The organism is Nguyenibacter vanlangensis (assembly GCF_013376155.1).
Classification (GTDB): Bacteria; Pseudomonadota; Alphaproteobacteria; order Acetobacterales; family Acetobacteraceae; genus Gluconacetobacter; species Gluconacetobacter vanlangensis.
Window position 1 is genome coordinate 1 of the sequence record NZ_JABXXP010000039.1, and the last position, 13,869, is coordinate 13,869.

At 63.0% G+C, this 13,869-nt stretch carries 12 protein-coding genes and 1 pseudogene; 5 read left to right on the forward strand and 8 right to left on the reverse strand.

What is annotated here, in order from left to right:
- The 5 genes and pseudogenes from HUK84_RS04530 to HUK84_RS04550 form a co-directional block, all read right to left on the reverse strand.
- Window positions 1-205, reverse strand: a pseudogene (locus tag HUK84_RS04530) (amidohydrolase); the annotation flags it as partial.
- A 25-nt stretch (window positions 206-230) separates the two neighbouring features.
- Complete coding sequence (locus HUK84_RS04535; RefSeq protein WP_176639199.1) at window positions 231-1,658, reverse strand: M20 family metallopeptidase; 1,428 nt, start codon at window positions 1,656-1,658, stop codon at window positions 231-233.
- A 40-nt stretch (window positions 1,659-1,698) separates the two neighbouring features.
- Window positions 1,699-2,868, reverse strand: coding sequence for a M20 aminoacylase family protein (locus tag HUK84_RS04540; RefSeq protein WP_176639200.1), 1,170 nt, complete (start codon window positions 2,866-2,868; stop codon window positions 1,699-1,701).
- Between the two features lie 26 nt (window positions 2,869-2,894).
- The gene (locus HUK84_RS04545) at window positions 2,895-4,199 is read right to left on the reverse strand and encodes an MFS transporter (protein WP_176639201.1); all 1,305 of its coding nucleotides are present in this window, start codon (window positions 4,197-4,199) and stop codon (window positions 2,895-2,897) included.
- A gap of 119 nt (window positions 4,200-4,318) precedes the next feature.
- Complete coding sequence (locus HUK84_RS04550; protein WP_246285389.1) at window positions 4,319-6,682, reverse strand: TonB-dependent receptor; 2,364 nt, start codon at window positions 6,680-6,682, stop codon at window positions 4,319-4,321.
- A 247-nt stretch (window positions 6,683-6,929) separates the two neighbouring features.
- Here HUK84_RS04550 and HUK84_RS04555 point away from each other — a divergent pair, with 247 nt between their 5' ends.
- Both HUK84_RS04555 and HUK84_RS04560 read left to right on the forward strand, forming a co-directional pair.
- Window positions 6,930-7,865, forward strand: coding sequence for a LysR substrate-binding domain-containing protein (locus HUK84_RS04555; protein ID WP_281362731.1), 936 nt, complete (start codon window positions 6,930-6,932; stop codon window positions 7,863-7,865).
- Window positions 7,866-7,987: 122 nt separating this feature from the next.
- A complete protein-coding gene (locus HUK84_RS04560) occupies window positions 7,988-8,932 on the forward strand; it encodes an AroM family protein (RefSeq protein ID WP_176639203.1) in 945 nt (314 codons plus the stop codon).
- 46 nt (window positions 8,933-8,978) lie between these two features.
- Here HUK84_RS04560 and HUK84_RS04565 read toward each other — a convergent pair whose 3' ends face one another.
- Window positions 8,979-9,734: an AroM family protein gene (locus HUK84_RS04565; RefSeq protein ID WP_317135233.1), complete on the reverse strand. Its 756-nt coding sequence runs from the start codon at window positions 9,732-9,734 to the stop codon at window positions 8,979-8,981.
- Between the two features lie 35 nt (window positions 9,735-9,769).
- Between HUK84_RS04565 and HUK84_RS04570 the strand changes: the two genes are divergently transcribed.
- Together HUK84_RS04570 and HUK84_RS04575 are read left to right on the forward strand one after the other, a co-directional pair.
- The gene (locus tag HUK84_RS04570) at window positions 9,770-10,573 is read left to right on the forward strand and encodes a hypothetical protein (RefSeq protein ID WP_176639205.1); all 804 of its coding nucleotides are present in this window, start codon (window positions 9,770-9,772) and stop codon (window positions 10,571-10,573) included.
- Window positions 10,533-10,763 carry a hypothetical protein gene (locus tag HUK84_RS04575; RefSeq protein ID WP_176639206.1) on the forward strand — a complete coding sequence of 77 codons (231 nt, stop codon included), beginning with the start codon at window positions 10,533-10,535 and terminating at the stop codon, window positions 10,761-10,763. The genes HUK84_RS04570 and HUK84_RS04575 overlap by 41 nt, the downstream gene beginning before the upstream one ends.
- A 74-nt stretch (window positions 10,764-10,837) precedes the next feature.
- On the opposite strand, the gene HUK84_RS04580 is transcribed toward HUK84_RS04575, so the two are convergent.
- On the reverse strand, window positions 10,838-11,713 hold the full coding sequence (locus HUK84_RS04580) for a D-amino-acid transaminase (protein ID WP_176639207.1): 876 nt from the start codon (window positions 11,711-11,713) through the stop codon (window positions 10,838-10,840).
- 89 nt (window positions 11,714-11,802) lie between these two features.
- On the reverse strand, window positions 11,803-12,735 hold the full coding sequence (locus HUK84_RS04585; RefSeq protein WP_176639208.1) for a LysR family transcriptional regulator: 933 nt from the start codon (window positions 12,733-12,735) through the stop codon (window positions 11,803-11,805).
- Between the two features lie 143 nt (window positions 12,736-12,878).
- On the opposite strand from HUK84_RS04585, the gene HUK84_RS04590 reads away from it, so the two are divergent.
- Window positions 12,879-13,832 (forward strand): N-carbamoyl-D-amino-acid hydrolase, encoded by a 954-nt coding sequence (locus HUK84_RS04590; RefSeq protein ID WP_176639209.1) that lies wholly within the window; start codon window positions 12,879-12,881, stop codon window positions 13,830-13,832.
- The last annotated feature ends 37 nt before the right edge of the window (window positions 13,833-13,869 follow it).

Here is a 13,869-nt window from a genome sequence, read left to right on the forward strand (position 1 = left end):
CGGCGCCGTTGCCCGCGCGCAGCACGCCGACGACGCCGGTCTGGCCGACGCCGCGATGGACCTCGATCCCCCATTCCTGCAGAAACCTTGCGACCTCGGCCGCGGTGCGATGTTCGACCATGCCCAGTTCGGGATGGGCGTGGAGGTCGCGGCGGATGGCGGTCAGTTCATCGGCATCGCGGGCGATGGCTTCGACGAGGGACATCGGATGATCTCCTGTTGCGAGAGGATCAGGCCGCCTGTTCGACGACCAGCGGCGGCTGCACATCGGCCGGAATGGGGCTGACATAGGGCTGGCGCTTCAGGCGTTCTGCATGATCATGCTTCGCGCGCGCCAGAAGCGTCTCGTCGCGCAGCACGTCGGCGGCCGTGGCCGCCATCACTTTGGCGACATGCACCATGCCCTTGTGGGCCAGGGGGGACTTGCCCTGGGCGGTCAACTGCCAGGAATGGAAGGGCGTCCCGATCGCGCAGGTGGCCCCCAGGGCCTGCACGGTGGGCACGACCCAACTGACATCACCGACATCGGTCGAACCCAGCATCGACCGGCCACGCGTCTCGGACCAGGGAAGGATCGTGTCACAGAGCGGCTTGTCCGGATCCACCGGCAGGTCCATCGCCTTGAAGGCGGCAGCGATTTCCTCCTTCGTCAAGGTCGTCCGGATGGAGGTGGCGAAAATCCGGTCGGCCTCGTCGAACGGGGGTGGACCGAGACGTTCGAGATTGGCCTGCATGGCGGCTTCGAGCGGGGGATTGCCCAGCAGGTTGGCCATGCCGCTGATGACCTGGCTGGTCACGATGGTTTCGGTCATCAGCGCCGCACCATCGGCGATCTTACGGACCCGGTCGGCCAGGGCGAGCATGTCGTCGAGTTCGGTCGCGCGGACGGTGTAGCGGATGACTGTCCTCGATTGGACGACGTTGGGCGCGACCCCGCCGGCATCCTGATAGGCGTAGTGGATGCGCGAGCTGGGCAACATATGTTCGCGCAGGTAATTCACCCCGATATTGAGCAATTCAGCGGCATCCAGGGCCGAACGGCCGAGGAAGGGAGCCGCAGCGGCATGCGATGCGCGGCCGGTAAAGGTGAAATCGATCCGCAGATTCGCGAGGGAGGCCGGCGGGAAGATCGTGGCGAAATGCGATGGATGCCAGGTGATGGCGACATCGACATCATCGAACACGCCCGCGCGGACCATGAAGCCCTTGCCGGCGCCGCCTTCCTCGGCCGGGCAGCCGTAATAGCGCACGCGTCCGGGCGTGCCGGTGGCGGCCAGCCAATCCTTGACGGCGATCGCCGCCAGCAGGGAAGCCGAGCCGAGCAGGTTATGCCCGCAGCCGTGACCATTGCCGTCGCCCGCCAGGGGCTGGTGCGCAGCCACGCCGGCTGCCTGGCTGAGGCCCGGCAGGGCGTCATATTCGCCGAGGAAGGCGATGACCGGGCCGCCCTCGCCGGCCTCGCCCATCACGGCGGTCGGCAGGCCGCCGACATCGTGCGCGACACGGAAGCCTTCGCGCCGCAATGCCTCGGCGTGCAGGGCGCACGAACGGAATTCGCCGTAATTCAATTCGGGGATATCCCATACCGCATCGCTCAGTGCGATCATGGGCTGATGCCGGGCTTCGACGAAATTCCAGATGGTATCGGTGTTCTTCATTCAGGTTCTCCACGATGATCCGGCCATGCGGCGATACGCGTCATGGCGCGTTGCGACGCGGCAATCCGCGCTCGACGATTCGGGCATAGAGCGCGGCGCCATAGGGTGTTGTTTCGTCATTGTAATCATAAAGCGGGTGATGGGGCGCCGCACCGTCTCCGCCGCCGGCCAGGATGTAGGCGCCGGGCACTTTTTCCAGCATGAAGCCAAAATCCTCGGACCCCATGACGGGCTGGGCGTCGCGATCGACATGGGTCTCTCCGACGAGTTCGGCCGCCGCGTCCGCATAGTCTTGGGCGTGGCGCAGGTCATTGACGGTAGGCGCGAAAATGAGCCGGAAATCCAGTTCGGCCCTGGCGCCGAACGCGGCGGCGATCCCGTCTGCCGTGCGCGCGATCAGGGTCTTGATCTGCTCCATGATGGACGATTTGAAACAGCGGACCGTGCCGCCGATGGTCACGCTGTGCGGAATAACGTTATAGGCGTCGCCGCCGCTCATTTTCGTCACGCTGACCACCGCGACATCGGCTGGCGGCACGTTGCGAGAAACGATCGATTGCAACGCCGAGATCAATTGCCCGGCGACCAGGACGGGATCGATACTGTCCTCGGGGCGGGCGCCATGTGCGCCCTTGCCGGTAATGACGACGTCGAAAAACGCGCCGCCCGCCATGGCCAGTCCCGGCGCGATCGAAAAGGCGCCGACCGGCAGGCCCGGCCGGTTATGCATGCCGAACAGGGCGTCGGACGGGAACCGTTCCAGCAGGCCGTCGGCCAACATGGCCAGGGCGCCGCCGACGCCTTCCTCGCCCGGTTGGAAGATGAAATTCACGGTGCCGTCGAAATGCCGGGTTTCGGCGAGATAGCGGGCCGCGCCCAGCAGCATGGTCGTATGGCCGTCATGCCCGCAGGCGTGCATGACGCCCGGCGTCGTCGAGCGATAGCTGAGCTGGCTGGCTTCGTGCATCGGCAGGGCATCCATGTCGGCCCGCAAGCCGATCGAGCCGGCGCCGTTCCCCGCGCGCAATACGCCGACGACGCCGGTACCGCCGACACCACGATGCACTTCGATTCCCCATTCGCCGAGCTTGCGCGCGACGAGGTCGGACGTGCGGTATTCCTGCATCCCGATTTCCGGGTGCGCGTGCAGGTCCTGCCGCAAGGCCGCCATCTCGTCGTAATGTCGTTTCATGAATGCGAGAGCCGACATGGGTTCTTCCTGCTGGATGGGGTCGGTTACAGTTCGACTGCGAGGGGCACGGGATCGGGACCGGCGGACCGCGTGCCATGCGCCACCCGCCGGTTCAGCAGCAGCAAGGCCGCGACGTAGAGCGGGCTGGCCGCGATCGCCACATAGGCGGGAACCATGACATCGCCGGTCCTTGCGATCAGCCAGGTCACGAAAGGCTGTGTCGAGCCGCCGAAGATCGACACGGCCGACGCGTAGACCACGCCGAAGATGAACGCGCGCCGATGGTCGGACAGGGCATTCATCATGATTTCGAAGGCCGGCCCCGTGGTCACGCCCGCGGACGCGAACATGAAGACGTTCAGCAGGACCTGGCTGGCAATTCCGGGGCAGAACACGGCGAAATGATAGAGCGGATAAGCCATGACGACATTGGCGAATCCCGTGGAGACGAGCACCCGGGCGGGCGGCCTGTGGGCCAGAAAGCGGATTCCGACACCCATGGCGCCGATGCCGGCGGCCAGGCCGAGGCACATGCCCAGCATGCCGGTACGCGGGGGCAGGTGCAGGACGGCGATCGCGTAGCTGACGCCGAACTGACGCAGGTAATTGGTGATGGTCCCGCTGGTGACCGCCAGGAACAGGAAAAGGACGATGGCGGGATCCGTTCGTCGCTCGTCGCTTGCCGATGCGGCCGGGCGAGCGGGAGAACCGGCCATGGGCGGCAAGGCGCGGCGGAAGAAAAATCCGATGGGTACGATCGCCAATCCCAGGACAAAGGGTACCCGCCATCCCCAGTCGTAGAGTTGCTGGTGCGACAGGGTCAGCGAAAGGATCAGGCCAAGCAGGACCGCGGCAAGGGAGGCAAGGAGCTGGGTGACATATTGCATGGAGGCCAGGGCGCTGGCCTGTCGTCCGCTGCCGAGCGAAAACAGCAGATCCGTTGCCGGACCGACTTCTCCCCCTTCGGAAAAGCCCTGCAGAAGACGGGAGACCAGGATCAGAGCCGGCGCCATGATTCCGGCCGACCGATAGGTTGGCGTGAAGACCAGCAGCACCGATCCCAGCGCCATGAGGAGAAAGGACAGCATCAGCGAGCGCCCCAGACCCGCGCGGTCGGTATAGAGGCCGATCACGCACGCGCCGAGCGGCCGCATGATAAAGCCGGCCGCAAATGTCACGAGGGCCAGGAGCAGCGCCATAAAATGGCCGCCGGCGGGAAAGAAGGCCTGGCCGATCATCGGCGCGAAGAAGGCATAAGCCATGAAATTGTAGAATTCGAGGAAGTTCCCGACACAGCCGGCGGCAATGTGCTTCGCCCTTGTGCCGGAGACGGACAGGCGTGGTTTCATGTCGGCCTCCGTGATCTGGGGTCCTGGTCTGGGGTATGGCGGCAGTTTGCCGAACTGGAGAATAGTCGCGCGTTGCGGAATATGCGCCGTAGGGAAGGACGCATGAAAAATCCGATCGTTCAGAAATTCAGGCTGAATCTTCCGCCGATGAAGCGCGGCGGACCGGGAATCCAGAAATAGGTCGTCGTGGCCTGGCCACCCGCAACGAAATACTGGCGGTTCAGCAGGTTGGAGGCGTAGATCGTCGCCGACCAGCGATCGGAAACGGGGCGGAACGTCATATGGGCGCCCATCAGGAAATAGGATGGCAGGCGATAGGCCCCAAGTCCGCCGGCGATCAGCGCCTGCGAGTCGCGGTACATCCAATCCAGGCCGGTTTCGAGTTCGTACGCATGAAACGGGTTGATGCGATAATCCGCGCTGCCGTTCAAAGTCAGTTTGGGAATACCGGAATCGACTCCGTCGAAATCCGTATAGACGGCCTGCCACACGCCGTGCGTCGTGTAATAGGCGTTGGTCGCCGAGGAATTGAGCGCCTGGAATTTCTGATATTTTCCGCGTTCGTACCCCAGATTCTGCGTCAGGTACACATGTGGCAGGGGATGCAGCTCGGCGCTGAATTCGATACCCCATATTTCAGATTTCGGAATGTTGACGAACATTCCCAACGGGCCATAGCTCGGCACCAGGTACGAGCTGATATATTGCTGACCGTGATAGTCGTAATAAAATGCAGCGGCGTTCAGACGAAACATGTTGGGAACCAGATCGCTTTTGAACCCTGCCTCGTAAGCGAGGACGCTTTCGGGCCCGAAGGGCGTCAACTGCGCCTGAACGACCGTATTGTTGCCGGTAAAGCCGCCGGGCTTGAATCCTTTGCTCATCTTGTAATACAGGAGAAACGTCCGCGTTGCCTGCCACTGGACACCGACCGTACCGGTAAACTGATTCGCGGCGGCCCCTTCATTGTGGAAATTCAGGTCATTGACCCCGAAATGCACCGTGCGCAGGCCGATCAGTTGACGATCGTCGGCTTCGTGATTGATGCCGCCGAAGACCGTCAGGTGATAAGGCAACCTGTAGGAGATATGCGCATATTGCGTGAATGTCTGTTGGTTCTGGTTGAATGACGTCTCGGACAGGTAACCGCGCAGCGGCTTGTAATCGGTGAAATCGAAATAGAATTGCTGCAACATGCGTACGCGATTGTAATACATGCCGGCCACCCACTGCAAAGGCTGCTGGCGATCGCGGGATTTCAGGCTCAGTTCCTGTGAGAATGCGTTCGCGACGATATTGCGGTATTGATCTCCTGACGCGTAGATTGTGCCGTCCTGATCGGTATATTCGCCTTCGCGCTCGGTTTCGTAGGCACTGGTGCTTTGCAGCGTGCCGAAACCAAGATCGCGCGAAATCTTGAGGTCTGCGCCCCAGAATGTATTATGCTCGGAGGGCATCGTGTCAGGCGAGCGGCCGATCAACCTGGCGAATTGAGGCCGGAGGTCCCAGTCTGCCTGCTGGTATCCCAATGTCGGAATATGCTGTACGGCCGGCAGAAAATTGACGACCGGCTTGCCGACGACCACACCGGAATTGTCCTGCACCCAATGCCCGGTCAACAGGACGTCCGTCTTCTCATCGGGGTGCCAGCGCAGCTTGGCGCGCAATGCGCCCTCGTCCGCGTTGCCGAGATGGGTATCGTTTGCCGGACTGGTCTGCCAACCGCCGCCATGCATGGTCTGGCCGGCGATGCGAAATGACACCGTATCCGTCAGAGGACCGGATACATACAGATCCGTGCGGCTTCTGGCGTAACTGGCGATGTCCTGTGTCACGCCACCATGCCAGGCCGCTGTCGGGTCCGCGGTGTGGATATCAACCTCACCCCCGGAATCCGCCAATCCGTGCGTCGTGCCTGTCGGCCCCGGCTGGATATCCACCCCTTCCACGTCGAACATCATGCCTGCGGCCATGGTACTGAGTGGGAAGGCGACGCCATCGATATAGGTCATGACCGACGAGGTATTATTCTGCGTATAGTCGTTGAAGCCGATTCCCCGGATGAAGAAATTCGTGCTGGCTGTTCCCATAAGGCTTTGGATCGTGACGTTCGGCGCCAGATTCTGCAGGTCGGTCAGTCCGACGACACCTTTTCGAACGAGGGTTTCGGCGGTGATGCGCGTCGTGGAATCCGCGATATGCTGAGCAGCGGCGAAATGGAAGGCCCGTCGGGCCCCATTGACCATGACGGCCTCGGCATTGGCGGGAATGACGGGGTGCGCACGCGTCGATGTCGATGCCGGCGCCGGTGCGGCCGGCCGGTTCGCGGGATGGAGCCGATGGCGCGGCGTGGCGGCGCGCAGGGAATGCGTCAGGCCGGTGCTTGCCAGTATGCCGAGGAGGAGCACCGTACCGGCCGGCCTTGCACGGCGCATCATGCAGGCAAGAGCAGAGACGCCACGATACCGGACGGAAACGATCATATGCGGTTTTCCGATAATGCGTTGAGCCGAAAGCGCATGTTTCCGCGCCGGGAATGACAGGCGGCCTGTCGCTCTCGCCTGCCCGTTTCTGCCGCTGGTCAACATGGTGTCATGCCGGAGCGCGCCTTATGTCATCGTGCCTGCAGGGAACTATGTGCAATCGCCAACCATTTCCGAAGCGAAATTAGGTTGCACCGCGTCAACCAAATGGTTGATCCATGTCAGGAGACGTGACAAAATTATTTCCATGTCGCGAGGTCGGTGCCGCCCGGATATCAGACGTCTTCTGAAGCTTCGGCATTTCAGGATGGTCGAGGTTCTGGACAGCACGCGCAGCATGCGAGAGGCCGCGGCGCGGCTTGGCATCTCGACAGCCGCGGTATCCAAATCCTGTATCGAAATCGAGACGATCATCGGCGCCAGACTGTTCGAGCGCGTAGGCGGCCGTCTGGAGCCGACCCATCTGTGCTATCGGGTCCTGACGGCGGCGCGACGTGTTGACGCCGAATTGATCGCGTTAAACACCGACCTGCAGTATCTGGACAAGAGCCTGCGCGGGAAAGTCACCATCGGCTATCAGGCGCCGGCGTTGCATGCCTGTCTTCCGACATGGTGTTCGATCATCACGCAGGCCCATCCCTATCTGGCCCTGAGATGCGAATACGGGATGAGGCGCCACCTGCTCACGGGACTAGAGGCGAATAAATTCGACCTTATCCTGGCGGATCTGCATGGTATCGAATCCTGGCCGCGGCTTGCCAGCCAGGTGCTGGCCGTCGAATGGTGCGCAGTCAGTACCTGCGACCGGGATATGTGCTTTTCGGAGGTCCTGGATAACTGGAAGATCTATCAGGACCGGCTGTGGATGCTGCCGGTACCGGGAATGGCGATGCGCGAGCGGTTCGATTCGACCCTGAGGGCGCGTGGCTTGAAACCTCCGGAGAGAATCATGGAAATAAACTCTCCTATTTATATCCGACAGATTCAAATGGCGACGGATGCGTTGGTCCTTTCGCCGCTTTCGATGCTGGAGCGACCCCATGAATTGAGATTCAACCAGTCCGGCGCGGCGTCGGAAATCGTCATGGAATTGGGCGTGGTCTGGGCGCGCGACAAACGCGTGACGCCGCCCGTGCAATTTGTCCTTGATACGATCCTTAGGAATGCGCCCAGGCGGGCATAAATCAGCCACATGGATTTGAGAGCGCATTGAGGACCGGATGGGTCGTTTCACGACGAAGTTGAGGTGCGGGGAATGGGCGCCTCCTATACGGGTGAAGCTGTAGACCCTGAGGAGCCATCGTCATGCCGTATCGTCCCCGGTGCGCCTTCGTAACCATCGGCCAGACCCCGCGGACCGATATCCTGGACGAGGTGCTGCGGATGGCGCAGGCGGCGGATCTGGATTTCGACGAATATGGAGCGATGAACGGCCTGGACGAGACCGATATCGGTGCGCAACGGCCCAGGGAGGGCGAACGTGGTTTTTATACCCGCCTGGCCCATGGCGGCTTCGTCTCGGTGCGTGCGAGCTTTATCGAACAGCGGTTACGTCGCCTGATCGAAATTATCGATCGACGTGACTATGACCTGATTGTCATGCTGAGCACGGGAATTTTCGAAACATGGGACACGCGGGCACGGCTGATCCATAGTCAGAAACTGACGGACCTGTGGATCAATGCGCTGATTGCGGGACCGGGGCCGATCGGCATCATGTACCATCTGCCGACCGCTTTCGATTCCAATTTGGCGGTCAATACGGCTCTGGTGCAGACCACGCGGATGGTCAAGGTGGCTGGAGAATCGCCATCACTGGACGAGGCGGCGCGCCTGCTGCGCGATACGGATATCATTGTGATGCATTCGCTGGGATATAGCGATGCCCACGCGGTCATGCTGGCCGGATTGGTGGAACGCCCGGTCGTGTCCGTTCGCCGATTGGTCGCCGGCGCGTTGCGGACCGCGCTGGATGAACTGCACCACGATGCGCGGCACCCGCCGGCGGGCGATCGTCAGGCTGGACCCGACGTTCTGGACAAATTGCCCGATTCAGCCGAACCCTTGACGCCACGTGAGCAGGACGTCCTGCGCGCCGCGTTGACGGGGCTGTCAAACAAGGAAATCGGCCGAAATCTGGCCATCAGCCATCGGACCGTGGCAATTCACCGAGCGCGCGCACTGGCCAAGATGCAGGTATCCTCGACGACGGAATTATTGCGCCGCGCGCTGGTAAAGCATGGCGGATAGACGACGATATCCGTCACCTTGCGGCCAGCCGGGCGGCCAGAGGACGTCATGAACCAGGGTTCTCCTGGACGACCAGATCGATTGCCGCGGCGATCACGCGCCGGGGTATAAGGACCGGACATTTGTACCGATGCTGCAGCATCACGCGGATGTCTTCGGAGAAACCCACGCAGTGCATGACGATCAAATCGACGCCGATCAGCACGGCGTCCAGTCTTTCCGTCCAATCGGGGTCTTCTTGAGCGTAGGTGTACGGCGAAAGCCAGGATGTGACCGTGTCGACCCCTTCATAGGACCGGTGCGTGACGGCCTGGCGGGTGGGAAAAATAAGCGCGACCCGGCATAGGCCGGTCAGCAGGAAGATGGCGGGAACATCCATGAGGCGTTGAGGCTCGATGAACGGCGTGCGGAGATTCAACGCGCGCAATTCCGGAATATGGCAGGTACAAAGTGGAACGATCAGATCAAAACCCTGCTGGTCGATCGCCTCAAGCATATCGAGCAGGCAGAGAATGGTCAGGGCCCTGTCCAGATATATTTCATGACCCGAGCGCAGGCGCGATACCAGCCTTGGCGCGGCAGGCCCGGGCGCCATCGCCGCGAGCGCGGCCTGATCCAGATTATCCAGCACCCCGAACTGGGTCGCACGGATCGGGGTACGCGCTCGGTCCAGGATAAAGGGCACGATGTCGTCGCGCGGCGATTGGCCGATCGTGACAAAGGCGACTTCCGTCGGCATATGACCCCCGATTTGGCGCGATATCGCAGTCTGCAATATCATCGCCGTTGCGACGCACGCCATAAGGGAGACTACGTACCGGCCGGGGCCGTTTCCCCGTGGCGCAGTTCCATGCCGCCAAGCGGTCCGGCCAGGGCTGGGGCCACACGGATTTCAACGATCCGGCGCAGGCCCTGAACAATTACTGGAAGGACAATGACGACCACTGGAGCCAGGTCTTCCTGTCCGCGCCGGTGCATGCCGTCCTGACCCGCCGGCTGAGCTTCGACCTGACGCCGTACCTGTCCTTCGGCCAGGGGTGGGACGCGCTGGGCGCGACCGGCGGGTTCCTGGCCCCGGCGAACATTTATTTCCACGCCGACGGCACGCCGGTTCCGGCCGGGCAGCAGATGACGCCCTATTTCCAGGCGAACGAGTCCCGCCAGGTCGGCGCGACCGCCAGCCTGAACTATGACCTGGACCGGCATAACCAGCTTCGACTGGGCTACTGGTACGAAAACAATATCCTGAATTTCGCCCTGCCGACCAGCGTGACGATGGCGGACGGCACCAATCCGAGCCCGAACTGGGCGGCGTACCAGGCTTTCGTGGTGAACGGTGCCACGGGAAAGCTGGCGCACAGCACGATCGGGATCGACAGCGGCTATGAGCTGCACAGCCTGTTCCTGCAGGATACCGCGAAATATTTGAATGACAGGCTGACCGCCATGGGCGGCTTCAAGTTCGTCATGACGAATTACTGGGACAAGGTCGCGATCCAGAGCAACCATTTCGTCACGGGCGAGATATCTGCACACAACGCAGGATTCGAACATTCCGTATGGCGATTCCTACCTGCCGACCAACGGCAAGGACGCGGTCATGGCGCCGCACGTCATGGCGAATTTCGGCCTGACCTATGACGATTCGCATTTCTTCGGCTTCACTAACCTGACCGGCGCGATGGTGCGTACGATGTCCAACGGCATCACGACCAACCTGCATCCCGTCACGCTGATCGACGGCGAGGCCGGACCGGGCGCCACGGGGGGCACCCAGTTCTACACGATGCCGCGCTTTACCATGACCGGCACGATCTCGACGACCTTCTGAGACGGATCGGCATGGCCGGCGGCGGCGCGGATGCGCGCCGCCTCCGGAGCACGGCGCGGAAATCCGGTTCCGCTTCAGAAATCCTGTGGATTTTCCAGGACATGCTGCATATACTGGTCGTAGAGCGACCTGAAGACCGGGCCGGGCTGGCCGTTCGCCACGATCCGGCCGTCGATGCGCGTGACCGGAATCGCGATCGTCGACGCGCTGGTATAGAACGCTTCCGTCGCCTCCAGCGCCTCGTCGCGCGTGAAAGGCCGTTCGGCGAGGGCGAGACCGGACTGGTCGGCGATCCGCATGATCGTCCGCCGCGTGACGCCGGGCAGAATGGCGGGCGACAGGGTGCGGGTCACGAGCCTGCCGTCCGGAGTCACGATGAAGGCGGTCGACGAGGCGCCTTCGGTGATATAGCCGTCGCGGGTCATCCAGACCTCGTTGGCATTTGCCTGGGCGGCCGCGCGTTTGGCAAGGACCTGCGCGAGCAGGGACGTCGACTTGATGTCGCACCGTGCCCAGCGCTGGTCCGGCAGCGTGATGACGGCCGCGCCCTTTTCGATCAGCGGATTATGCTGAACGCGCCTGTTCTGCGCGAACAGCACGACGCTGGGCGCCAGGTCGGGCGGAAACAGGAAGTCGCGCTCGGCCACGCCGCGTGTGACCTGGATATAGATCAGGCCGTTATCGAGCGCATTGCGGCGCATCAGTTCGCATTCGATGCCGATCCATTCTGCGCGGTCATAGGGGTTGGCGATGCCGATTTCGCGCAGGGACTGGTCGAGGCGATCCAGGTGCGGCCCGTTATCGACGAAGCGCCGTTCGATGACCGCGGTGACTTCATAGACGCCGTCGCCGAAGAGGAAGCCCCGATCCATCAGCGGAATCGTCGCGGTGTCGCGCGGCACGAACTGGCCGCGCACGAATGCGATGGGGGTTTCCGGGGCTGAAGCCATATCTCTGTCCATCCGATCGAAGGCCGTGAAAGCGACCGCGCAGGTCTAAAGTCGCGCCTGGCGGAAATCACGCGCGATCTTCGCGCCGGCTATTCAGGGTGCTTATAGGCGGCGGCTGCGCCGGACGGGGACGCCCTGAGCGGCACGTGCCGGACGACGTCGCGCACGCGGTCCAGAAAGAACCGGGACAGGCGGGAGAGCGCGCGGTTTTCCGCCCAGACGACCGACGCCGCCACGGGGGTTTCGGGCAGGAAGGCCCGGACGGCGAGCTGGAAACGGTTGGTCGCCGCCGTCAGCGGGTCCACGATCGCGACGCCGGCGCCGGCTTCGGCCAGCACGCAGGCGGTATTGCCGTAGCGGACCTCGCTGGTGAATTCGAAGGGTTCGCCGGCCTGGGCGAATGCGTCGCGCGTGGCCTCGCCGAGCTTGGTTCCGCGTTCCAGCGCGATGAAGCGATGGCGCCCGAGATCGGCAGGTGCGATGGCCGCCTGGCCGGCCAGCGGGTGGCCGGGGTGCATGACGCAGACCATCGATCCCTCGAACAGGGTCTCGGCGCTCAATCCCGGCTGGGGACTGAAGCCGAGCACGAACCCCAGTTCGGCATGATGGGTTTCGACGCTGGCGATCACGCCCTCGTAGCGCCGCACGTCGAAATAGGTGCGGATCTTGGGGCGCAGCGCCTGGGTGTCGCGGATCGCGGCGGCCACCACGCCATAGCCCAGGGGCGGCGTCGCGACCAGGCGCAGATGGCCGGCACGGCTGTCGCGCAGGTCGCGGATGCGGCCGACGAACCTGTCATGCATCTCGAAGATGGCTTCGGCGTCCTCGGCCAGGATCTTCGCCTCGGCCGTCGGGTAGATCCGGTTGTTGACGCGCTGGAACAGGGCGAAGCCGGCCTGATCCTCCATCGTCTTGATCGCGTTGCTGACGGCGGGCTGGGACAGGCCCAGCGCCCGGGCCGCCGCCACCGTCGTGTTGTAGCGGATGATGGCCCGGAGGATCTCGATCTGCCGCAGGTTCATCCATAAGTCCGATGAATAGAGGTAGGGGATTTTTTATCGTCGATATAATTGAGACCCCTGGTACAGGATGGCAATAGCTTTCGAAGCGACAACGAATGATCGTGCGACGCGCGGCGGATGCGACGATTTGCGATGAGGTGACGATGAGCCGGATGATTCGGGTTGCGGCGGCGCAGATGGGCCCGACCCAGAAGGACGATCGCCGGGCGGATACCCTGGCGCGCATGATCGCCCTGCTGGAGGAAGCCGCGCGCCTTGGTGCGACGCTGGTCGTCTTCCCCGAACTGGCCTTTACGACCTTCTTCCCGCGCTGGCTGCTGGAGGGCGAGACGCTGCTGGCCCATTACGAACGCGCGATGCCCGATACGCGGACGCGGCCCCTGTTCGACCGGGCGCGGGCGCTGGGAGTCGGGTTCTATGTGGGCTATGCCGAGCTGACGGCCGCGGGGGAGAGATTCAATACCAGCATCATCGTCACGCCGGCCGGCGAGATCCTGGGGAAATATCGGAAGATCCATCTGCCGGGATCGGTCGAGCCCCGCGCGGGCGCGCGGTTCCAGCAGCTCGAGAAGCGCTATTTCGCCTATGGCGACCTGGGCTTTCCGGCGTTCCGGGCCGGGCCGGAATGGTCGGAGGCCATCATGGGGATGCTGATCTGCAATGACCGGCGCTGGCCGGAAGCCTGGCGCAGCCTGGCGCTGCAGGGGATGGAATTGCTGTGCGTCGGGTATAATTCGGCGGCGTACGACCCGAACGGCGGAGAGACCGAGAGTGCGGCATTGCGGACCTTCCACGCGCAACTGGTCGTCCAGGCGAATGCCTATATGAATGCGTGCTGGGCGGTGGCCGTCGCCAAGGCGGGCGAAGAAGACGGGTCGGGGCTGATCGGCGGGAGTTGCATCGTCGATCCGAACGGCGTGATCGTGGCGCAGGCGCAGACACTGGCCGACGAGGTGGTCATGGCGGATTGCGACCTGGATCTGTGCGCCCAGGGCAAGAGCAAGATGTTCGATTTCGCCGCCCATCGCCGCCCGCAATGGTATGGACGGATCACCGCGCAGACCGGGGCCATCCTGCCTGAGGCCGGGATCTCCTGATGGCGGCCCGGCCGAGTCCCTGGCCGCGCGCCGGGCG

Bases quoted from the DNA above. Each gene is read 5' to 3' on its own strand.
- HUK84_RS04535 (WP_176639199.1), bottom strand. From the start codon at position 1,658: ATGAAGAACACCGATACCATCTGGAATTTCGTCGAAGCCCGGCATCAG.
- HUK84_RS04540 (WP_176639200.1), bottom strand. From the start codon at position 2,868: ATGTCGGCTCTCGCATTCATGAAACGACATTACGACGAGATGGCGGCC.
- HUK84_RS04545 (WP_176639201.1), bottom strand. From the start codon at position 4,199: ATGAAACCACGCCTGTCCGTCTCCGGCACAAGGGCGAAGCACATTGCC.
- HUK84_RS04550 (WP_246285389.1), bottom strand. From the start codon at position 6,682: ATGATCGTTTCCGTCCGGTATCGTGGCGTCTCTGCTCTTGCCTGCATG.
- HUK84_RS04555 (WP_281362731.1), top strand. From the start codon at position 6,930: ATGTCGCGAGGTCGGTGCCGCCCGGATATCAGACGTCTTCTGAAGCTT.
- HUK84_RS04560 (WP_176639203.1), top strand. From the start codon at position 7,988: ATGCCGTATCGTCCCCGGTGCGCCTTCGTAACCATCGGCCAGACCCCG.
- HUK84_RS04565 (WP_317135233.1), bottom strand. From the start codon at position 9,734: ATGGCGTGCGTCGCAACGGCGATGATATTGCAGACTGCGATATCGCGC.
- HUK84_RS04575 (WP_176639206.1), top strand. From the start codon at position 10,533: ATGGCGCCGCACGTCATGGCGAATTTCGGCCTGACCTATGACGATTCG.
- HUK84_RS04580 (WP_176639207.1), bottom strand. From the start codon at position 11,713: ATGGCTTCAGCCCCGGAAACCCCCATCGCATTCGTGCGCGGCCAGTTC.
- HUK84_RS04585 (WP_176639208.1), bottom strand. From the start codon at position 12,735: ATGAACCTGCGGCAGATCGAGATCCTCCGGGCCATCATCCGCTACAAC.
- HUK84_RS04590 (WP_176639209.1), top strand. From the start codon at position 12,879: ATGAGCCGGATGATTCGGGTTGCGGCGGCGCAGATGGGCCCGACCCAG.